General features: G+C 62.4%; 16 protein-coding genes. 6 read left to right on the forward strand and 10 right to left on the reverse strand.

All coding sequences use genetic code 11. The features are described 5' to 3' along the window. Positions 1 to 20 precede the first annotated feature (20 nt). The 3 genes from ABH945_RS07960 to ABH945_RS07970 form a co-directional block, all read right to left on the reverse strand. Complete coding sequence (locus ABH945_RS07960; protein WP_074763765.1) at positions 21 to 530, reverse strand: TadE/TadG family type IV pilus assembly protein; 510 nt, start codon at positions 528 to 530, stop codon at positions 21 to 23. After that, on the reverse strand, positions 527 to 1045 hold the full coding sequence (locus ABH945_RS07965) for an A24 family peptidase (protein ID WP_429250210.1): 519 nt from the start codon (positions 1043 to 1045) through the stop codon (positions 527 to 529). Before ABH945_RS07965 ends, ABH945_RS07960 begins: the two co-directional genes overlap by 4 nt. Positions 1046 to 1197: 152 nt before the next feature. After that, positions 1198 to 1371 carry a Flp family type IVb pilin gene (locus ABH945_RS07970; protein WP_429250211.1) on the reverse strand — a complete coding sequence of 58 codons (174 nt, stop codon included), beginning with the start codon at positions 1369 to 1371 and terminating at the stop codon, positions 1198 to 1200. A 655-nt stretch (positions 1372 to 2026) separates the two neighbouring features. On the opposite strand from ABH945_RS07970, the gene ABH945_RS07975 reads away from it, so the two are divergent. The 3 genes from ABH945_RS07975 (at position 2027) to ABH945_RS07985 (ending at position 7109) form a co-directional block, all read left to right on the forward strand. Beyond that, entirely contained in the window at positions 2027 to 3481 is a 1455-nt protein-coding gene (locus ABH945_RS07975) for a collagen-like triple helix repeat-containing protein (protein WP_429250212.1), read from the forward strand. 188 nt (positions 3482 to 3669) lie between these two features. Beyond that, the gene (locus ABH945_RS07980) at positions 3670 to 5097 is read left to right on the forward strand and encodes a collagen-like triple helix repeat-containing protein (protein WP_429250213.1); all 1428 of its coding nucleotides are present in this window, start codon (positions 3670 to 3672) and stop codon (positions 5095 to 5097) included. Positions 5098 to 5399: 302 nt separating this feature from the next. Next, positions 5400 to 7109, forward strand: coding sequence for a ShlB/FhaC/HecB family hemolysin secretion/activation protein (locus ABH945_RS07985; RefSeq protein ID WP_429250214.1), 1710 nt, complete (start codon positions 5400 to 5402; stop codon positions 7107 to 7109). Positions 7110 to 7244: 135 nt separating this feature from the next. On the opposite strand, the gene ABH945_RS07990 is transcribed toward ABH945_RS07985, so the two are convergent. Then, entirely contained in the window at positions 7245 to 7382 is a 138-nt protein-coding gene (locus ABH945_RS07990; RefSeq protein WP_171910207.1) for a hypothetical protein, read from the reverse strand. Here ABH945_RS07990 and ABH945_RS07995 point away from each other — a divergent pair. Next, positions 7381 to 7863 (forward strand): DUF2147 domain-containing protein, encoded by a 483-nt coding sequence (locus ABH945_RS07995; protein ID WP_074763759.1) that lies wholly within the window; start codon positions 7381 to 7383, stop codon positions 7861 to 7863. The two genes, ABH945_RS07990 and ABH945_RS07995, sit on opposite strands and share 2 nt — an antisense overlap. 195 nt (positions 7864 to 8058) lie before the next feature. Here the strand turns inward: ABH945_RS07995 and ABH945_RS08000 are convergent, their stop codons facing one another. From ABH945_RS08000 to typA, 6 genes are all read right to left on the reverse strand, one after another. Beyond that, positions 8059 to 8514 carry a transposase gene (locus ABH945_RS08000; RefSeq protein WP_429250215.1) on the reverse strand — a complete coding sequence of 152 codons (456 nt, stop codon included), beginning with the start codon at positions 8512 to 8514 and terminating at the stop codon, positions 8059 to 8061. 194 nt (positions 8515 to 8708) lie between these two features. Continuing rightward, complete coding sequence (gene zapE / locus ABH945_RS08005; RefSeq protein WP_074763757.1) at positions 8709 to 9806, reverse strand: cell division protein ZapE; 1098 nt, start codon at positions 9804 to 9806, stop codon at positions 8709 to 8711. A gap of 89 nt (positions 9807 to 9895) precedes the next feature. Continuing rightward, positions 9896 to 11326, reverse strand: a complete 1431-nt coding sequence (gene lpdA, locus ABH945_RS08010) for a dihydrolipoyl dehydrogenase (protein WP_429250216.1) — start codon at positions 11324 to 11326, stop codon at positions 9896 to 9898. Between the two features lie 138 nt (positions 11327 to 11464). Continuing rightward, the gene (odhB, locus tag ABH945_RS08015) at positions 11465 to 12742 is read right to left on the reverse strand and encodes a 2-oxoglutarate dehydrogenase complex dihydrolipoyllysine-residue succinyltransferase (protein ID WP_074763756.1); all 1278 of its coding nucleotides are present in this window, start codon (positions 12740 to 12742) and stop codon (positions 11465 to 11467) included. A 151-nt stretch (positions 12743 to 12893) separates the two neighbouring features. Beyond that, entirely contained in the window at positions 12894 to 15755 is a 2862-nt protein-coding gene (locus tag ABH945_RS08020; RefSeq protein WP_074763755.1) for a 2-oxoglutarate dehydrogenase E1 component, read from the reverse strand. A gap of 409 nt (positions 15756 to 16164) precedes the next feature. Further along, positions 16165 to 17991: a translational GTPase TypA gene (gene typA / locus ABH945_RS08025; RefSeq protein ID WP_074763754.1), complete on the reverse strand. Its 1827-nt coding sequence runs from the start codon at positions 17989 to 17991 to the stop codon at positions 16165 to 16167. A gap of 367 nt (positions 17992 to 18358) precedes the next feature. Here typA and ABH945_RS08030 point away from each other — a divergent pair, with 367 nt between their 5' ends. Continuing rightward, positions 18359 to 18874 (forward strand): MarR family winged helix-turn-helix transcriptional regulator, encoded by a 516-nt coding sequence (locus tag ABH945_RS08030; protein ID WP_074763753.1) that lies wholly within the window; start codon positions 18359 to 18361, stop codon positions 18872 to 18874. Positions 18875 to 18923: 49 nt separating this feature from the next. Next, entirely contained in the window at positions 18924 to 20441 is a 1518-nt protein-coding gene (locus ABH945_RS08035; protein WP_429250217.1) for an efflux transporter outer membrane subunit, read from the forward strand. Positions 20442 to 20464: the final 23 nt, after the last annotated feature.

Consider the following 20464-nt stretch of genomic DNA (forward strand, 5'->3'; position numbering starts at 1 on the left):
GCTGGAAGCCGGCGCGTACATCACTGAATGTTCTCCGGGTTGAGTTGGACGGTGGCGTTGCTGATCAACTGGTTCGGCGTGACCAGGTGCAGCCCCGGCAGCGGCGGCACCAGCGGATGGGCGCTGTAGTTGTAGGTCAGCACCACGTTCACGCATTGCATGCCGGTTCCGCAGGCTGCGTAAGTGGACGTGCATTGCATCGCCTTGCCTACCAGTTGCGTGGTCATCAGTTGCGCTGCGGCGCAGGCGGCGGTTGCTCGCGCGGCGAGCGCGCCTGCCATGCTGCTATTGGCCTGCCAGTTCAACGCGGCGCGCGCACCCTCCGACGCTGCGAGCGTCAGGTTCTGCTGCGCCACGAGAATCACGCTGAACGTGACAATGGCGTACAGGATCGCGAAGAACAGCGGGAACACCATCGCAAATTCGATCGCAGTGGCGCCGCGCTGCGTGCGCGTGCGGCGTGACTGCGCGCGCCTGGACGGCTGGCGCGGGCGCCGTGCTGAACCTGCGTGGGCTTCGCGAAGAGTCATCGCGCCACCCCGCCCGTTGCATGCCATACGAGCCACACGAGTGACGCAAGCGTGAGACACGCGGCATAAGGCGTCGAAGCCTTACCGCCCAGTTCGAACGTCGCGCCCGTCAGACGGCCTGCGCTGGCGAATCGCGGGCGGCTTGTGCGTGTCATCCAGTTCGTCGCCACGAGCCACACTGCGTGCGCGCCGGCCGCGAGACTCGCCGCGATCCACAAGCCCGGCAATGCGGACATGCCGCACCATGCACCGAGGACGGCGAAGACTTTCACGTCGGCGGCACCCATCACGCCCAGCGCGAAAAACGGCAACAGCGCAATCAGTCCGACCGACGCACCGATACCGGAATGCAGTAAAGAAATGCCAAAAGGCCCGCATTGAAATAACGCGCAGCCGAATGCCGCCGCTAAACCGGCGCAAACGATTAAATTAGAAATACGCCGGGCGCGGCAATCGCTAATTGCGACAACCGTGGCCCAGGCAATAAATAAAAAAATACCGGCGGAGTTATTCATTTCGCGCTCGACAGGCGAAGCAACGCAATGCGAATTGCCATGCAATTCGCATTAATCAATACAACGATGCGTTAAAACGCCGTAGAAGCAGGCGGTTGCAATGACCGCAACCGCCTCAGCCGTTTCAGCGGACGTTTAACGGTTGCCTTGCGCTATTTAGCCGGCGCGATTAGAGCGGCGATCGCGGTGAACGCGGAGGTGAGATTCCCGCTCAGTGTGGACACCGCTCCGGCGATAGCCAGCGCGACCAGACCCGCGATCAGCCCGTACTCAATGGCCGTCACGCCTTTGTTATCTCTCAGGAAGCGTTGTGTGAACTTTTTCATTTTGACCCTCGGACTTGATTTATTTCGTGTCTTTTGTGCTGCTCTACCCATCGAACCCCTGCTCACGCTACGGCACCCGGTCTCTCATTCCTGGTGCTGCTGATTGCGTTGCGGTAGTCCATCCTGCAGCGTTGCTCAGTAAAACGGATGTTTTGGTTCAGTCTGTTCGATAACGAACCTCCCTGATCAATCCGTGATGCTTTTGGGTTTTATAGCCGAACAATGTTATTTAAGCAATTGTCCTATGCCAGAAACCGCAATCCGTATGCTTTTTGTATCCTTACCCGGGTTAACGGCAATTTCCGGATTTCATTACATAGGAATAACCATTAGTTAGATTCGCTACCCTAAATAACCGTTTGAACAGAACGTTTCAAGCACGCCGACCCTCCCCCGGCATTTGCGTTACGCCGTACACCGTAACGGCGAGCGCGGCTCGTTACGTTACGCGGACCACATAACGCGCCGCCAGAACGCGTTTAAAGAACGGATTTCCGTTTAGCGCCCACTCCATCAAATTCACGCAAAGCCTCGCCGCATCGGGCCGAGCGCTTTATCGCCAGAAAATCCTGCTGATTGGTCTGTCGAAATGGCACGGCTCATGCAGAGATAGGTTCGCAGCGACACCCAATAACACATGCGATCCGAGGGCGACATGAACATTCAAACGACCAGCACCACCGTACGGGCAACCCTGATTGCGGCAAGCATCGCCGCGATGCTTTCTCTCGGCGCCTGCGGCGGCGGCGGAAGTCTCAGCACTGGCACCGGCAGCAGCGGCAGCGGATCCGGCAGCGGCACGCTGTCCACCACGGGCAGCGGCAGCGGTTCGTCGGGTTCGGGCGGTTCCGGCTCCAATCCGAGCACCACGACGACCACCACCACGACCGACACGGGCGGCACCTCGGGTACCGGCACCACCACGACGACGCCGATCGCAAACGCACTCGGCACCACGACTAACGACGCGAGCGGCATCGTCGACGGCCTCGGCAAGACGGTGTCTGGCGTCGGCCAGGTGATCAGCTCGCAGACCCTGCCCGTCGTCAGCACGCAAACCACTCAGGCCACCGGCCAGGTCGTGCAGGATGTGGGCTCGGCAGTGTCGACGCTCGCCACCGGTCTGTCGCAGGGACTCGGACAGCTCGGCACCGGCAACAACGCAGTCGGCACGACGGTGGCAAGCGTCGGCGGTGTGGTCGGCAAGGTCGGCAACGCGGTCACGGATACCGGCGCGCTCGTGACGAGCCTCGGCAGCGGCCCGCTTGCGCCGCTGGCCGCGCTGACCACGCCGCTCGGCGGGGTCGTCGGCACGCTCGGCACAGCGGTCACCAACGGCGGCAGTACGCTCACGACCGCCCTCTCGACGGGTCCGGTCCAGCAGGTCACGCAAACCCTCAGCACCGCGATCACCCCGATTACGTCGATGGTCGCCGCGACCACGCAAACGGTCGGCACCGTGACAGGTCTCGGCGCACCGGTCAACACGCTGCTCTCCACGGTCGGCGGCGGACTCGGCAAAGCCGGCACGCTGCTCGCCTCGACCGGCAACAACCCGGTCACGACCGCGCTCGGCCAGACCGTCACCGCAACCGGCACGACCGTCGCCTCGGTGGGCGGCCTGCTGACCGGCGGCACCAGCACCAACCCGCTGTCCGCGCTGACCACGACGCTGGGCGGCCTGACCGGCGGCCTTAGCGGCATCAGCGGCGCCACCGGAAGCACCGGCAGCGGCCCGTTGGCTCCGGTCACAGGCCTGCTCACCACCGTGACGAGCGGTCTGAGCGGCGCGACCGGCGGCACCAGCAGCAGCCCGTTGGCTCCGGTCACCGGCCTGCTCACCACCGTGACGAGCGGTCTGAGCAGCGCAACCGGCGGCACCAGCAGCCCGCTGGCTCCCGTCACCGGCCTGCTCACTTCCGTGACCGGCGCACTCGGCGGCGTCACCACCACGGCAGCGGCGACGACATCGTCGGCAACCGCCTCCGCCACCACGTCGGGCACCGGCGTCGCACTGTCGGCGACCAGCGGCAAAGGAACCGCGAGCAATCCGCTGTCTCCGGTGACCTCGCTCGTCACTGGCCTGCTCGGTGGACTGACGAAGAAATAAGCGGCCCTGTCGCGACGCTCAGACCTCGCGAACAAGCTGCCGAGACCCGGCTCCGGTACGCGGCCCGCCAGCCGCGCCCGGATCCGCCGGGGCTCCTGCCTGACCTGGGCCGCGCCGCTCAGACATCTGTGGCAACGGCGCACTGAAAACACCCGCACACAACAACTGATAGACACAGAGGAGCACACATGTCCACTCAACGTTTTTTTACTCTCCCTGCGGCATGCGCGACCGTGTCGTCGTTGCGCGCACCGCTGGTCGCCGTGTCCGTGGCGGTCGCCGCCCTGCTCGCGGCGTGTGGCGGCAGCACCGTCAGCGCGCCGCCGACCACGTCAGGCACCGGTAGCGGCAGTGGCAGCGGTTCGACCAGCACCGGCACGACCACCACCACGACCAAGGGCACCACCGGTCTCGCCACCGCCGCCGCGCAAACCACCAGCGATCTCGGCAGCACCATCGCCTCGCAGACCATTCCGGGCCTCAGCCCGCAGGTCACGCAAGGGCTGGGCAATGCGGTGTCGAGCACGAGCGGCACGCTGACTTCCCTCGCCGATGCGGTCAGCAACGGCGTCGGCCAGACCGGCACCACCGCGAACCCGGTCGGCACGACCGTCGCCGGACTCGGCTCGGTGGTCAGCTCGACGAGCGGCGTCGTGCAGGGATTGAGCACCGCCGTCGGCGGGCTCGGCGCCGGCAATCTCGCGCCGCTGTCGCCGGTCACCACGCCGCTGGCCGGCGTACTGTCGACCACCGCCGGCGCACTGAACGCAGGTGGCGCAACGCTCGGCAACGTGCTGGCGTCCGCGCCGGTGCAGCAGGTCACGCAGCCGATCAGCACCGCGATCACGCCGATCGTGCAAACCGCCGGCCTTGTCACGCAGACCGTCGGCACGCAGACCGGCCTCGGCGCTCCGCTCGGCGGCGTGCTCGCGCAGGTTGGCGGCGCGTTGAGTTCGGCGGGATCGAAGGTCGGCTCGACGACTGGCAACCCGCTCGGCACCGATGTCGGCACGCTGGTCAGCTCGCTCGGCAACACGGTGACGAACGCAGGTGGCCTGATCAATCCGAACGGGCCGAACGGCGCGAATCCGATTCCGGGTCTGATCGTGAGCCTGGTCGGCGGCACGACCGCGGTCGTTGCGCCCGGGACGGCCACCAGCGTCAATCCGCTGAGCCCGCTGCAAAGCTCGCTCGCGAGCCTCGGACTCGGCAACAATCCGCTTGGCTCGCTGTCGTCGCTGCTCGGCGGTTCGCCGCTGTCCAGCCTGAGTTCGGCGCTGAGCGGCACGCCGTTGAGTTCGCTGACGTCTGCACTGAACGGCACGCCGCTGAGCTCGCTGACGTCGGTGCTGAGCGTCACGACCGGCGCCACCGGTACATCCAATCCGCTGACGACGCTCACCAGCACCCTCACCGGTCTGACGGGCAGCGCATCGGGTAGCGCCTCGGGCAGCGGCGCCGGACAACTGTTGTCACCGGTGACATCGCTGGTCGCCACGTTGACCGGCACGCTCAGTTCGGCGGCAGGTTCAACAGGTAGCGCGAGCGGTTCCAGCAGCGCGACGAACGGTTTGACGACCCTCCTCGGCAGCCTGGTCCCGGTGAGTCATAAGTAGTTTGCCTAAGTAGTTAGCCTGAGCATCGATCGTAACGATGCGATGCGCATGCCCGTACTGTCCGGCGAGATGTACCGTAGTGAATCTCGCCGGACAGTGCACAAACAGCGCACATGCATCACGCATTTACGATTCGATTCAACACGTATTCCGCTTTTTTCCTCACACGCTCAAGCTGCGCGGAGCGCGTGACGTAATACAGGCAAGCATGGCAGTAAGCATCGAGCCTCACATAAGCGATCGCGACCAGCCCGGCCAGGCGGCGCGCCCGCGACACAAGAACGGCATACGAGGAAAATCCGATGAAACTCGGGTACGGCAGCAAATGGACCCTTTTGCTCGCGGCGCTCGCGGCGAGTACGTTGCAAATGGAAGCACATGCGCAGTCCCGTCCCGGCGGTACGGCAGTCGGCGGTAATCCGCTCGATTCGCTGCCGCAAGTCAAGGCTCCCGATCGCGGTCCAAGCGTGACCGTGCAGGTCGAGCAACAAGCTCCACAACTTCAGGAACTGCTCGCCCGCCATCTGACGCCCACGCGCGTGCAGGTCGAGGGCGTCAAGTCCATTCCGTTCGATGAAGTCGCGCAACGCTTCACCCCGCTTGTCGGCAAGGACATCACGATCGGCGAGCTGATCGAAGTCGCCAACGGCGTCACCAAGCTGTACCAGGAGCGCGGCTATGCGCTCTCGTTCGCGTTCGTTCCGGCGCAATCGTTCGCGGACGGCGTCGTGCGCGTGACGGTAGTCGAAGGCTACGTGTCGGCCGTCAAGGTGACCGGCAGACCAGGCGCGGTCGAAGACAAGATTCGTGCGATCGCCGACCACATCGTCGCCGACCGGCCGTTGCGGCGCGCGACCTTCGAGCGCTACATCAACGTGCTCGGCCTGTTGCCGGGGATCAAGGTCGCCGCCAACGTGGCCCCGCCGCAGAACACCGACGGCGCGACCACGCTCGAACTGAAGGTGGATCGCAAACCGTTCGACTTCAGCGCCGGCGTCAACTTCAACCAGCCGGGCGTGCAGGGTCTGCTGACCGCCACCGAGAACGGGCTGACCGCGCTCGGCGAACAGTTGAGCGTGTCGGCGCTGCTGCCGAAGGGACGCGACAACGTCACCTATCTCGCCGCGCACGCGGCCGTGCCGATCGGCAGCAACGGGCTGATCGGCAAGATCGACGCGACGCACTATCGCGGCAATCCGGTCGACAATCCCGGCCTGCCCGGCTACGTTCAGCGCACGGTGATCAACGACAAGATAGGCGGCTCGCTTGCGTATCCGCTGCTGTTGAGCAACTCACGGAGCGTGATCGGCACGGCCTCGGTTTATGCGTCACACGACGAAGATCGCTACAACAACCAGGTCACCGGCGCGCAACTCGGCTTTCGCTCGCAAGTGCGCGTGATGCAGTTGCAAGCCGACTACACCGCCGTCGATACCGGCCAGGTGAGGCGCGCGAGCATCGCCGTATCGAAGGCATTCGACATTCTCGGCGCGTCGAAATCCGGCGACTCGAACGTGCCCGGCTCGCCTGTGGTCAATCCCGCGTCGATCACGTTCGTGAAGAGCGCCGCCAGTTTCTCGCAGACCAACGAATGGCCGATGAAGATCGGCACCTCCGTTTCACTGACCGGGCAGTACAGCGCCGTATCCCTGCCGACTTCCGAGCAGATCTCGTTCGGCGCGCAACGGTTCGCGCAGGGCTATCAACCGGGCGAGGCATCGGGCGATTCGGGTTGGGGCGCGATTTTCGAAGTCAATCGTCCGTTCACGCCGGGGTTCACGTATCTGCGCACGCTAGTACCCTACGTCTCGTTCGACATGGCTCGCGTTTACCTGCATGCGGGTACGCCGTCGCCGTCGCGGCTCTCGTCGATTGCGTTCGGTTTCCGGATTTCGGATGCGAAGTACTACACGCTGGATCTGTCGGTGGCAAAGGCGCTCGGCGATGCGCCGGTCGAAAGCCCGTCGCGCAGCCCGCGTATCAATGCAACGTTCTCGTACCAACTGAATTGACGACTGCCAAACGTGCCGCGACCTGATTAGAGGGTCCACTATCAAACGTCGCGCGCACTTTCCCGTATTCTGCGCAGACTACGCTCGAGCGACCACGATGGTCAGCGGGTTCCGGCCCGCGTCACGGCTTGCACATCACCAACCGTTGTAGCTGAAGCAGACCTGAGAGGCAGTACCAGGCATCACGGTGACCTGAAACTGAAGCCGCCCGAGATGCCGATAACGCTGCGCGACCACGATCGCGCAGTTCTTCATCAAGGAGGAAGACAACATGCAATTCACTCAACGCGCTCGCACCCTCGCCGTTCGTACCGCCCGACACGCTGCGCTTGCTGGCGTATTGCTCGCCAGCGCCGTCACCGCGATGGCGCAAACCGATACGCCCGCGGGCACGTGGCAAACCATCGACGACAGCACGGGGCAGCCGAAAGCGCTCGTGCAGATCACGCAGGACGGCAGTGGTTCGCTCAACGGCAAGGTTATCAAGGGACTCGGCGCTAACGATCAACCTGATCGCCGCTGTACCGCATGTACCGACGCACGCAAGGATCAGCCGATTCTTGGCATGACCATCATCAACGACATGAAAAAGGATGGCGACGGCTGGGATCACGGGCAGATTCTCGACCCGGAAAACGGCAAGATCTACAAGTGCAAGATGCATCTTGAAGACGGTGGAAACAAGCTGGTGGTGCGCGGGTATATCGGCGTGTCGCTGCTGGGCCGTTCGCAGACTTGGGTGCGTCAGCAGTAATGCGCGGATGATCTGAAGCCGCTGCCGGAATTACCCATCGAAGTACCGGCCAAAGTGGACTGTGGTTCACAGCCCGATGCGGGGAATGCTGGCAGAGCTAACGCCTGACCGTAGACACGGTCAGGATTCACAAAAAATGGCCGACGATCATCATCGTCCGGCCGTTTTTTATTTGATGTGTCCGGATTGTGCGTGTCATGCAGCGTGCTTGAACGGCGACACGTAAGTGAACGGCGACGGCGACGGCGGCAGCGGCCTGGCTTTGGCCGGCGTGTACAACGACGGCGCCACGCTCGCGGTCTTCGCTGTCGAAATACCCTTCTGCTCAGTGCCCGCGTGCGTGCGCATGCGCGCTTCCATCAGATTGCACAGCTCTTCACTTGCGGAACCAGCCAGTTGCTCGGTGACACGTTTGAGCACGCCGGATTCATACCAGGCCTTGAAGCGACGATGACACGTTTGATACGACGGGTACTTGCGCGGCATGGCCGACCAGGTCGCGCCGCTATACATGACCCACAGCACGCCGTTAAGTACCGAACGGGTATTGGCAAGCGGGCGTCCACGCAATTCGGAACGCGGACGCAACTCAGGGAGCAGCGGTACGACCCGTTGCCATTCCTCGTCGTTAATATCGCGATGCAGATTCATGATTGACTCCTTTGTCAGAAACAGGAAGGACAAAAGATATCCAGTCCTCCGCGCACGGAGAATAAGACCAATCTGAATCTTGAAATTAAGGTGTTTGGCGTGGCCGGTTCAGCGCCTGGACGACACCAGGCGCATGGAAAAAGCACCCCCGGCAATGTCACGCAACCCGCGTGTGCGGGTCACGTGATCCCGTATCAGGTCAACGAGGTGTCGACGATCCGGCGCGGCGTGTCGAGATATTCCTTCGATTGCATCTCGACGATGCGCGATACCGTCCGCGTGAATTCGTTAGCCATCGGGCCGTCAACATAGAGTTGCTCGGGCGGCACGGCGGCGGACATCAGCAGCTTGACCTTGTGGTCGTAAAACACGTCGATCAGCCACGTGAAACGGCGCGCTTCCGAGGCCATGCGCGCAGACATCTGCGGCACGCTGGAGAGGACCACTGCGTGAAAGCGGCTCGCCAGTTCCAGATAGTCGTTCTGCGAACGCGGGCCGCCGCACAACGTGGCGAAATCGAACCACACGACGCCATCAGCCTTGCGCAGCGCCTTCAGTTCACGTTTCTCGATATGCAGGATCGGACTCTCGTCGGGAACCGCGGCAAGACGCCCGAAAGCGTCGCGCAGCGCCTTGTCGGCGGCCGCGTTGAGGGGTGAGTGGTACACCTCGACTTGCGCCAGCGTACGCTGCCTGTAGTCGATCCCCGCGTCGACGTTGAGCACGTCGAGCTTCGACTTGATCAGCTCGATGGCCGGCAACATACGGTCGCGATGCAGGCCATCCGGGTACAGCGTGTCCGGATCGTAATTGGACGTCATCACGAACTGCACGCCGTTCTCGAACAGCTTGTCGAGCAGACGGTACAGAATCATCGCGTCGGCAATATCCGACACGTGGAATTCGTCGAAACAGATCAGGCGATATCGCTTCGCAATGCGACGCGCGAGTTCGTCGAGCGGATCGGCCTGGCCTTTCAGGTCTTCCAGTTCGCGATGCACTTCGCGCATGAACTCGTGAAAATGCAGACGCGTCTTGCGATTCAGCGGTGCAAGCATGTAGAAGCTGTCCATCAGGAAGCTCTTGCCGCGCCCTACGCCGCCCCACATGTACACGCCACGCGGCAGGTCCGGGTGAATGAGCAACTTCTTGAACGCGTTCGAACGACGCGACTTGTACTCGGTCCACTCTTCGTAGCACCGCTGCAGACGGTCGACCGCCGCGCGCTGCGCCGGGTCTGACTGATAGCCGCGAGTCTGCAGTTCTTTTTCGTAGTATTCGGTGACGTTCATGGTGTTGCTGCAAAAAGAAAGGCGGGAGGGAGTGAACCCGCCCGCCTTTGTGGTGATGCCAGAGTGCTTTCAGTCAGGCGTGCGCGTGATTACATGTTCAGCGCGCGCTTGTCGACGGCCAGCGCGGCTTCGCGCATGACTTCCGACAGCGACGGGTGCGGATGGCAAATGCGGCCGAGGTCTTCCGACGCCGCCTTGAATTCCATCGCCACCACGGCTTCCGCGATCAGGTCCGATGCGTTGGCCGAGATGATGTGCACGCCGAGCAGTTCGTCGGTCTTCGCGTCGGCGATCATCTTGACGAAACCATCCGCCTTGTTGATGCCCAGCGCGCGGCCGTTTGCCATGAACGGGAACTGACCCGTCTTGATCTCGCGGCCTTCCGCCTTCAGTTGCTGCTCCGTCTTGCCGACCCACGCGATTTCCGGTTCGGTGTAGATCACCCACGGAATGCAGTTGTAGTCGATATGCGGCTTCTGGCCGTCGATCACTTCCGCGACCAGCACGCCTTCGTCTTCTGCCTTGTGCGCGAGCATCGGGCCGCGCACCACGTCGCCGATCGCGTACACGTTCGGCACAGCCGTCGCGCAGTGGTCGTCGACGTCGATGAAGCCGCGTTCGTTCGCCTTCAGGCCGATCGCTTCGAGGCCGAGGTTGTCGGTGTTCGGCACGCGGCCGATCGACACGATCAGGCGGTCCGCGTCGAGCGTCTGCGCGTTGCCGTCCTTGTCCGTGTAGGCGATCGACACGCTGCTGTCGGTCGTCTTGATTTCGCCGACCTTCACGCCGACGTGAATGTCCAGGCCCTGCTTCTTGAACTGCTTGGCCGCTTCTTTCGACAGCGACTGGTCAGCTGCGCCGAGGAATTCCGGCAGCGCTTCGAGCACGGTCACGTCCGCGCCCAGACGACGCCACACCGAGCCGAGTTCCAGACCGATCACGCCAGCGCCGATCACGGCCAGCTTCTTCGGCACGGAGTCGAACGTCAGTGCGCCTTCGTTGTCGGCGACGATCTTGTTGTCGACCGGAATGTTCGGCAGATGACGTGCCTTCGAACCCGTGGCGATGATCACGTTCTTCGCCGTCACGACTTCGGCTTCGCCTTCGCCGCTGACTTCGATCTGCACGCCGGCGTCCGTCTTGCCGGTGAACTTGCCGTGGCCCTTGAGCCACGTGATCTTGTTCTTGCGGAACAGGAATTCGATGCCCTTCGTCATCTTCTCGACGATGCTTTCCTTGCGGGCCAGCATCTTCGCGATATCGACCTTGACGTTTTCCACGGAGATGCCGTGGTCGGCGAGGTGATGCGATGCGTTTTCAAACTCTTCCGACGACGCGAGCAGCGCCTTCGACGGAATGCAACCCACGTTCAGACACGTGCCGCCGAGCTTCAACGCGCCGGCCGGGTTCTTCCACTTTTCGATACATGCGACGGTCTTGCCGAGCTGCGCTGCACGGATGGCGGCGATGTAACCGCCAGGGCCTGCGCCGATCACGACGACGTCAAATTCTTTGGACATGACAATCCTTTTGATGACGGAACGGCGCGCGGCCACAGTTAGTGGCGCGCACCGTTCCTGTACTGCGGAATGCGAAAGACGTACTGCTCAGATGGTGCCGGTTTGTGCAACGACAAGCCGGCACCTGGCTGATGGCAATTACAGATCGAGCAGCAGACGAGCCGGATCTTCCAGCGCGTCCTTCATCGCGACCAGCGACAGAACCGCTTCGCGGCCGTCGATGATGCGGTGGTCGTACGACAGCGCCAGATAGTTCATCGGGCGGATCACGATCTGGCCGTTTTCGACCACAGCGCGTTCCTTCGTGGCGTGCACGCCGAGAATCGCGGATTGCGGCGGGTTGATGATCGGGGTCGACAGCATCGAACCGAACACACCACCGTTCGAGATCGAGAACGTACCGCCGGTCATATCTTCGATCGACAGCTTGCCGTCCTTGGCCTTCTGGCCGAACTCGGCAATCTTCTTCTCGATTTCAGCGAGGCTCAGCTGATCGGCGTTACGCAGGATCGGCACCACCAGACCACGCGGCGAACCGACAGCGATACCGATGTCGAAGTAGCCGTGATAAACGATGTCGTTACCGTCGATCGACGCGTTCACCAGCGGGAACTTCTTCAGCGCGTGAACAGCCGCCTTCACGAAGAACGACATGAAGCCGAGCTTCACGCCATGTTCCTTCTCGAACTTGTCCTTGTACTTGTTGCGCAGGTCCATTACCGGAGCCATGTTCACTTCGTTGAACGTGGTCAGGATGGCGTTGGTTTGCTGCGACTCGAGCAGACGCTCGGCGATACGCGCACGCAGACGCGACATCGGCACGCGTTGTTCCGGGCGGTCCTTCAGCCACTGGTCGGCCGATGCCGGGCCCTTGACTTCCGGCAGCGACGGCTTCGCAGCCTTCGGTGCGGCAGCGGGTGCCGGTGCAGCCTTCGCAGCCGGAGCGGCCTGGCCTGCGTTCAGCACGTCACCCTTGGTGATGCGGCCGTCGCGGCCCGTGCCTGCGACGTCGGCGGACGACAGGCCCGCTTCAGCCATCAGCTTGCCGGCAGCCGGCGAAGCCGCGGTGTTCGCACCCGTTGCGGATGCAGCTTGAGCGGGAGCTGCTGCCGGTGCGGGCGTCGCAACCGGAGCCGGCTTCACTTCAGCTTCGACAGCAGCGGCGCTAGCGGTGCCTTCCGTGTCGATCTTCGCGATGACCTGATCGGCCACGACGATGTCGCCGTCGTTCGCGATCACTTGCACGAGCACGCCGGCGGAGGGTGCCGGCACTTCGAGAACGACCTTGTCGGTCTCGACTTCGATGAGAATTTCGTCGACAGAGATAGCGTCGCCGGGCTTCTTCTTCCACTGCAGCATCGTGGCTTCCGAGACCGACTCGGACAGCTGGGGAACCTTGACTTCAACAATAGCCATTATGAATATCCTGAATACGTATCGGGTGACGGCGCGGTGAACGACGACCGCCTGCGAACCGTCTGCAAACCGTGTATGCCGCGTGTGAGCCTTCGTGGATCACCGTTGCGGCACGGGAAAGCGCTACGCGCCTTCCCGGTTCGCGATTCTTTTATTTAGCGATCGACGCGCTCTTGAGGCGGCCGAAAGCGCCTTCGATCAGCGCCTTCTGCTGCTCGTAGTGCTTCGCGTAGTAGCCGACTGCCGGCGAGGCCGAAGCCGGACGGCCGCTGTATGCCAGCTTCTGTCCTTCCTTCATGCCGTCCTTCAGGTGGTGCTCGATGTAGAACCACGGGCCCTGATTCTGCGGCTCGTCCTGCACCCAGACCACTTCCGTCGCGTTGTCGTACTTCTTGATTTCCGCTTCGAACTGCTTGTGCGCGAACGGATAGAGCTGTTCGATACGGATGATCGCGACGTCGTTCGCCTTGGTTTCGCGGCGATGCGCCACCAGGTCGTAGTACACGCGACCCGAGCAGACCACGAGACGCTTGACCTTCTTCGCGTCGATCGCTTCGTCCACTTCGCCGAGGATCGGCTGGAACGCGCCCTTCGCGAGTTCCGACAGATCCGACACAGCTTCCTTGTGGCGCAGCAGCGACTTCGGCGTAGCGACGATCAGCGGCTTGCGGAACAGGCGGATCATCTGACGGCGCAACAGGTGGAAAATCTGCGCCGGCGTGGTCGGCTGAACGACCTGCATGTTGTGGTCTGCGCACAGTTGCAGGAAACGTTCGATACGTGCCGACGAGTGCTCCGGACCCTGACCTTCGTAACCGTGCGGCAGCAGCATCGTGAGACCCGACACGCGGCCCCACTTCACTTCGCCCGACGAGATGAACTGGTCAATCACGACTTGCGCGCCGTTCACGAAGTCGCCGAACTGCGCTTCCCACGCGACGAACGTGTTCGGTTCAGCGGTCGAGTAACCGTATTCGAAGCCCAGCACTGCCTCTTCCGACAGCACCGAGTCGATCACGTTGAACTTGGCCTGGCCTTCGGAGACGTTCTGCAGCGGCACGTACGTGCCGTCGTTCCAGCGTTCGCGGTTCTGATCGTGCAGCACAGCGTGACGGTGCGTGAACGTGCCACGGCCCGAGTCCTGACCGGTCAGGCGCACTGCGTAGCCCGACGCGACCAGCGACGCGAATGCCAGGTGTTCGCCCATGCCCCAATCGAGCTTGGCTTCGCCACGGCCCATCGCGCGACGGTCGTTCAGAACGCGCTCGACCAGCGGGTGAACCTTGAAGTTTTCCGGCACCGTGGTGATGCGCTCAGCGAGGCGCTTCAGTTCGGCGAGCGGCACGGCCGTGTCGGCTGCGTCGGTCCACTTGCGATTCAGGAACGGAACCCAGTCCACCGCGTACTTGCTCTTGTAGTTCGAGAGCACCGGATCGACCGTGTGATGACCTTCGTCCATCGCCTTGCGGTAGGCCTTGACGAAATCGTCGCCTTCTTCGGCGGTGATGACGCCTTGCTGCACCAGCTTTTCAGCGTACAGCGCGCGCGTGCCCGGGTGCTTCGCGATGGTCTTGTACATCAGCGGCTGCGTGACAGCCGGCGTGTCCTGCTCGTTGTGACCCAGCTTGCGGAAGCAGACGATGTCGACGACGACGTCCTTGTGGAACTGCATCCGGAAGTCGATGGCCATTTGCGTAGCCAGAACGACTGCTTCAGGATCGTCACCATTCACGTGCAGAACCGGCGCTTCGATCATCTTGACGACGTCCGAGCAGTACAACGTGGAGCGCGAGTCGCGCGGGTCCGACGTCGTGAAGCCGATCTGGTTGTTGATGACGATGTGCAGCGTGCCGTGCGTGCCGTAACCGCGCGTTTGCGCGAGGTTCAGCGTTTCCATCACGACGCCCTGGCCTGCGAAAGCCGCGTCGCCGTGGATCTGCACCGGCAGCACTTGCAGGCCGCTGTCGTCGCCGCGACGGTCCATACGGGCCTTCGCCGAACCTTCGACCACCGGGTTGACGATTTCGAGGTGCGACGGGTTGAACGCGAGCGACAGGTGGACCGGGCCGCCGTCGGTTGCGACGTCGGACGAGAAGCCCTTGTGGTACTTCACGTCGCCAGCCGGCAGATCGTCGACGTGCTTGCCTTCGAATTCGGCGAACAGGTCAGCCGGCATCTTGCCGAGCGTATTGACCAGCACGTTCAGACGGCCACGGTGAGCCATCGCGATGACGATTTCCTGGACGCCCTTCGCACCGCCGTGACGAACGACTTCGTCCATCGACGCGATGAAGCTTTCGCCGCCTTCCAGCGAGAAGCGCTTCTGACCGACGTACTTGGTGTGCAGGAAGCGCTCGAGGCCTTCGGCAGCCGTCAGGCGATTCAGGATGTGCTTCTTCTTGTCGTTGCTGAAGTTCGGCGTGGAGCGGATCGACTCCAGACGTTCCTTCCACCAGCGCTTCTGTTCCGGATCGCTGATGTACATGTACTCGGCGCCGATCTGGCCGCAGTACGTGTCACGCAATGCCTTGACGATCTCGCGCAGCGACGCTTTTTCGAATCCGAAATACAGATTCGTTGCGCTGAACTCCTGGTCCATATCGGCTTCGGTGAAGTCGTAGAACGCGGGTTCGAGTTCGGGAATAGCGGGACGTTCGCGGCGCTTCAGAGGATCGAGATTGGCCCATTGCGAGCCGAGGAAGCGATATGCGCCGATGAGGGATTGCACATAGACCTGCTTGCGAGCCGTAGCGAGATCTTCGCCACCAGCTGCCGTGCGCGGGATGAAGGCATTGGCCTTGGCCCGTTGAGCAAACGATTCGACGATCGGGCCGTGGGCCACGTCGTTGGCATTGGTACCGTCCGTTGCCGGAACGTTCTGCAACGCGTCGAAATAGCTGCGCCAGTTCTCGGGCACTGACGCCGGATTATCGAGATACGCTTCGTACATTTCTTCGACGTACGGAGCATTGCCGCCGAACAGATAAGAGTTCGACTGGAATTGCTTCATCATTTTTACGCTCACCTTTCTTCGAGTTTCTCGAGAAATAGCGGGTTACAGAACCTTCCGCGACACGGCCTGACCGTTTAGCGGATTGCGCGAATCAAGTCTTGCTTGGAAGGACCTAAAACTTTGCACCCGGGGAGCATAGCACAGAACGAATACCGCAGATAGCTGGCGAATTGCCGCTGAGGCCTGTCGCAGCGGGATTTCCGGGCTGATTGCGCCGTTCGCAATAGTCTTCTGCGGGAAATGGGGACAAACGGAAGAATGCGCGTACACCGTTGCAAGGAAGCCACAATTGCTCCCGCGCATTTTCCATTCTCCAGAAACGATAAAAGCCGCCCGAAGGTGGCTTTTATCCGTTAAGCGGCGCTCGCTACGAAGCATCGCAAAACTCGTCAGGCAACACGAGGACTACTTAGTCCACCGCGCCCTTACGGCTTGCGCTGCGGCGCTCGTGTTCCTTCAGATAACGCTTGCGCAGGCGGATCGATTGCGGCGTGACTTCAACGAGTTCGTCGTCGTCGATGAATTCGACTGCGTATTCCAGCGACATCTGGATCGGCGGCACGAGGCGAACTGCTTCGTCGGTACCCGACGAACGCACGTTGGTCAGCTGCTTGCCCTTGATCGGGTTCACGACCAGGTCGTTATCACGGCTGTGAATACCGATGATCATGCCCTCGTACAGCGGCTCGCCCGGCGACACGAACATACGGCCGCGATCCTGCAGCTTCCACAGTGCGTACGCGACTGCTGCGCCGTCGTCCTGCGAAATCAGCACGCCGTTACGACGCTCGCCCACCGCGCCTTCCTTGACCGGCTGATACGAGTCGAACGTGTGGCTCATCAAGCCCGTGCCGCGCGTGAGCGTCAGGAATTCCGACTGGAAGCCGATCAGGCCACGTGCCGAAATACGATACTCGAGACGCGTACGGCCACGGCCGTCCGACGCCATGTCGAGCATTTCGCCCTTACGGCGACCCAGCTCTTCCATCACGCCACCCTGGTGGCCGTCTTCCATGTCGACGGTCAGGTTTTCGTACGGCTCGTGCTTCACGCCGTCGATTTCCTGCATCACCACGCGCGGACGCGACACGGCCAGCTCGTAGCCTTCACGACGCATGTTTTCCACGAGAATGGTCAGGTGCAGTTCACCGCGGCCCGCCACTTCGAACGTGGTTTCGTCGCCGGTTTCCTTCACGCGCAACGCAACGTTGTGGTTCAGCTCTTTCATCAGGCGGTCGCGGATCTGACGGCTCGTGACGAACTTGCCTTCGCGGCCAGCCAGCGGCGACGAGTTGACCAGGAAGTTCATGGTCAGCGTCGGCTCGTCGACGGTGATCATCGGCAGCGCTTCCGGCTGTTCCTGTGCGCAGATGGTCACGCCAATGCCGATTTCTTCGATACCGTTGATCAGCACGATGTCGCCCGCTTCAGCGGAGTCGACCTGCACGCGCTCGAGGCCCTTGAACGACAGCACCTGGTTGATCTTGCGGTTCAGGATCGCGCCATCGGGACCGGAACGCACGGCAACCGCCATGCCCGGCTTGATCGTGCCGCGCGTGATGCGGCCCACGCCGATACGACCGACGTACGACGAGTAATCCAGCGACGTGATTTGCAGTTGCAGCGGCGCGCTCGGATCGGCCGGGCGAACCGGAACGTGTTGCAGCACGGCTTCGAACAGCGGGCGCATGTCGCCTTCGCGCACGTCGGGGGTCAGGCCGGCGTAGCCGTTCAGACCCGATGCATAAACGATCGGGAAGTCGAGTTGCTCGTCGGTTGCGCCGAGCTTGTCGAACAGGTCGAACGTCTGGTTGATCACCCAGTCGATACGCGCACCCGGGCGGTCCACCTTATTGATCACGACGATCGGCTTCAGACCGAGCGCCAGCGCCTTCTTGGTCACGAAGCGCGTTTGCGGCATCGGACCTTCGACTGCGTCGACCAGCAGCAGCACCGAGTCGACCATCGACAGCACACGCTCCACTTCACCGCCGAAGTCGGCGTGACCGGGGGTGTCGACGATGTTGATGTGCGTGCCTTCGTACTCGACCGCGCAGTTCTTCGAAAGAATCGTGATGCCACGTTCTTTTTCGATGTCGTTCGAGTCCATCACGCGCTCCGTGACCTGCTGGTTTTCACGGAACGTGGAGGTCTGGCGGAGAAGCTGGTCGACGAGCGTAGTCTTGCCGTGGTCGACGTGGGCAATGATGGCGATGTTGCGTAGGGCGCGGGTCATAGGAAACCTGGAGACAGTTGAGTGCGCCGCTTGCTTATGCCGGTTGCTTACGGTTACTTGCTTGCTTCTAAACAACCACGAAACGACGACAAGCCCAAAGCGCACTTTTGGGAACCCAATATTGTAGCACGGGAGAATGAAGCTTTCTGGTATTCCCTGATAGCCCGGACAACTTCGACGTCGCGACGTGTAGGAACAACGATTACAAGGGTATCGGCTGCGCCCTACAGCAGGCTTCCCGCTCCTGGCCCCCAATTAAAGCGATTGGAAGAAAAAGATCCTTGCCTAAGCTGTAATAACGCTTGCCGCGTCAATCAACCGCTGACTATAATCCTGCCTAGTCAACCATTGCATTCGCACGAGAATCATGACGGAGCCGTCCCCCACCCCCACGCCGGACCTCAGCGAGTATCAGCTAGGTGAAAGCGTCGGCTATCTGCTGTCGCGAGTGAAGTCGACCATGTCGAACCTGGTCACGCAGCGCAGCATGGCCGAGTTGGGCATCACCAGCCAGCAAGGCAGCATCCTGTTCATGGTGGCGAGCGGCAAGTGCCTGCTGGCCGCCGAACTGGCCCGTGAATACGGCATCGACGCCAGCGCCGTCACCCGGCTGGTCGACCGGTTGGAGAAACGCGGCCTGCTGACCCGGGTGCGCAGCAATGAAGACCGGCGGGTCGTCCGCCTCGCGCTGACACCGGAAGGTCACGCTATCGCAGCCAGAATGCCGGGCATCTTCAACGGCGTGCTGGACGATCTGCTGGGCGGCTTCACCCCCGAAGAAGTGGGTTTTCTGAAGAGCATGCTACGTCGCGTGCTCGTCAATTCCGGCGAACAAACGGGACTAACCCGTGATGCAGCAAGCAATTTTGACAGTAAATCGTAAGAAATTGCTTGCAGCGTCCATCATTACATTCCACTCAAAGAGTCGAGCGATGAAATCCCTTTCCCTGTCCGCGCCCGCGCTTTCGAGCCGGGCCGCTGTCGCCGCCGCGGTGACGGCGCTCGCCCTCACGGGGTGCGCGAACTACTTCGGTATGAAAAGCGACAAGCAGATGTCGTCGCCGGCTCAGTATGAGTCCACCCAAAGCCTGCCCGGCCAGGGCGGCCAGTGGCCGTCGCTCGACTGGGCCAACCAGTTCGGCGATCCGCAACTGCCCCAGCTGATTTCGGAAGCGCTCGACGGCAGCCCGTCGATCGCGCAGGCGCAGGCCCGTCTGGCCAAAGCCTCCTCGTATATCGAGACGTCGCGCTCGGCGCTGTTCCCGAAGGTCAACGGCAGCTATTCATGGACCCGCGAACTCTATTCAGCCAATTCGCTCTACCCGCCCCCGTACGGCGGCACCTGGTACAGCGAGAACAACGTGCTGGCCAGCGCGTCGTGGGATCTGGACCTGTGGGGCAAGAACCGTCAGCGTCTGGGCCAGGCCGTGTCGCAGGAAAAGGCGGCTGAAGCGGACATGCAGCAGGCGCGCGTGACGCTCGCGGCATCGGTGGCGAGCGCCTATAACCAGTTGGCGCAGCTTTACGCGTTCCGCGATATCGCCGCGCGCGAAATCGCCAATCGTCAGGATATTGGCCGCATCACCAACGGCCGCGTGGCCGCCGGCCTCGACACCAACGTCGAGCGGCAGACGGCAAGCGGCAATATCGCGACCAGCCAGTCGAATTTGACCGAACTGGACGGCCAGATCACCACCGTGCGCTATCAACTGGGCGCGCTGCTCGGCAAGGGTCCCGACCGTGGCCTGCAAATCGCCAAGCCGACGCTTGGCAACGGCGCTGTCGTGGCGCTGCCCGACAACATTCCGGCCGATCTCGTCGCCCGTCGCGCGGACATCGTGGCCGCACGCTGGCAGGTCGAAGCGGCGATGCACGACGTGAAGGAAGCGAAAGCCGAGTTCTTCCCGGACGTGAACCTCGCCGCCGGTTTCGGTTTCGATGCATTCGGCTGGGGCCGTTTCCTGACCGCATCGAGCCGCCAGATCCAGTTCGGCCCGGCGATCCATCTGCCGATTTTCGACGCCGGCGCCTTGCGCTCGCAGTTGAAGGGCCGCTTTGCCGACTTCGACCTCGACGTGGCGAACTACAACCAGACGCTCATCGGCGCATTGCAGGACGTCGCGACGCAAGTCTCGTCGATCCGTTCGATCGACCAGCAATCGGGCGACGCACAACGCGCGCTCGACGCATCGACGAAGGCCTACCAGCTGGCCGTGATCCGCTACAAGGCCGGTTTGTCGCCGCAGTTGCAGGTGCTGACCGCCGACCAGAACCGCCTCTCCGCCGAACAGACGGTGACGAGCCTGAAGATGAAGCGCCGCGATATGCAGATCGGCCTCATCAAGGCGCTCGGCGGCGGTTTCGACGCGACGCAGACCGGCCTCGTGGTGCCGACCGATGCCCCGGCATCGGCCACCGCCGCGACCGCCGCGACCGCCGCAGCGAACTGAGCGCGCAACGCACCGAACACACG

This window comes from Paraburkholderia sp. GAS333, assembly GCF_050435665.1.
GTDB lineage: Bacteria > Pseudomonadota > Gammaproteobacteria > Burkholderiales > Burkholderiaceae > Paraburkholderia > Paraburkholderia fungorum_A.

Coding starts and splice junctions, on each gene's coding strand:
- ABH945_RS07985 (WP_429250214.1), top strand. CDS start 5,400: ATGAAACTCGGGTACGGCAGCAAATGGACCCTTTTGCTCGCGGCGCTC.
- ABH945_RS07965 (WP_429250210.1), bottom strand. CDS start 1,045: ATGAATAACTCCGCCGGTATTTTTTTATTTATTGCCTGGGCCACGGTT.
- ABH945_RS08020 (WP_074763755.1), bottom strand. CDS start 15,755: ATGATGAAGCAATTCCAGTCGAACTCTTATCTGTTCGGCGGCAATGCT.
- typA (WP_074763754.1), bottom strand. CDS start 17,991: ATGACCCGCGCCCTACGCAACATCGCCATCATTGCCCACGTCGACCAC.
- ABH945_RS08035 (WP_429250217.1), top strand. CDS start 18,924: ATGAAATCCCTTTCCCTGTCCGCGCCCGCGCTTTCGAGCCGGGCCGCT.
- lpdA (WP_429250216.1), bottom strand. CDS start 11,326: ATGTCCAAAGAATTTGACGTCGTCGTGATCGGCGCAGGCCCTGGCGGT.
- ABH945_RS07995 (WP_074763759.1), top strand. CDS start 7,381: ATGCAATTCACTCAACGCGCTCGCACCCTCGCCGTTCGTACCGCCCGA.
- zapE (WP_074763757.1), bottom strand. CDS start 9,806: ATGAACGTCACCGAATACTACGAAAAAGAACTGCAGACTCGCGGCTAT.
- ABH945_RS07960 (WP_074763765.1), bottom strand. CDS start 530: ATGACTCTTCGCGAAGCCCACGCAGGTTCAGCACGGCGCCCGCGCCAG.
- ABH945_RS07970 (WP_429250211.1), bottom strand. CDS start 1,371: ATGAAAAAGTTCACACAACGCTTCCTGAGAGATAACAAAGGCGTGACG.
- ABH945_RS08000 (WP_429250215.1), bottom strand. CDS start 8,514: ATGAATCTGCATCGCGATATTAACGACGAGGAATGGCAACGGGTCGTA.
- ABH945_RS07975 (WP_429250212.1), top strand. CDS start 2,027: ATGAACATTCAAACGACCAGCACCACCGTACGGGCAACCCTGATTGCG.
- ABH945_RS07980 (WP_429250213.1), top strand. CDS start 3,670: ATGTCCACTCAACGTTTTTTTACTCTCCCTGCGGCATGCGCGACCGTG.
- ABH945_RS08030 (WP_074763753.1), top strand. CDS start 18,359: ATGACGGAGCCGTCCCCCACCCCCACGCCGGACCTCAGCGAGTATCAG.
- ABH945_RS07990 (WP_171910207.1), bottom strand. CDS start 7,382: ATGTTGTCTTCCTCCTTGATGAAGAACTGCGCGATCGTGGTCGCGCAG.
- odhB (WP_074763756.1), bottom strand. CDS start 12,742: ATGGCTATTGTTGAAGTCAAGGTTCCCCAGCTGTCCGAGTCGGTCTCG.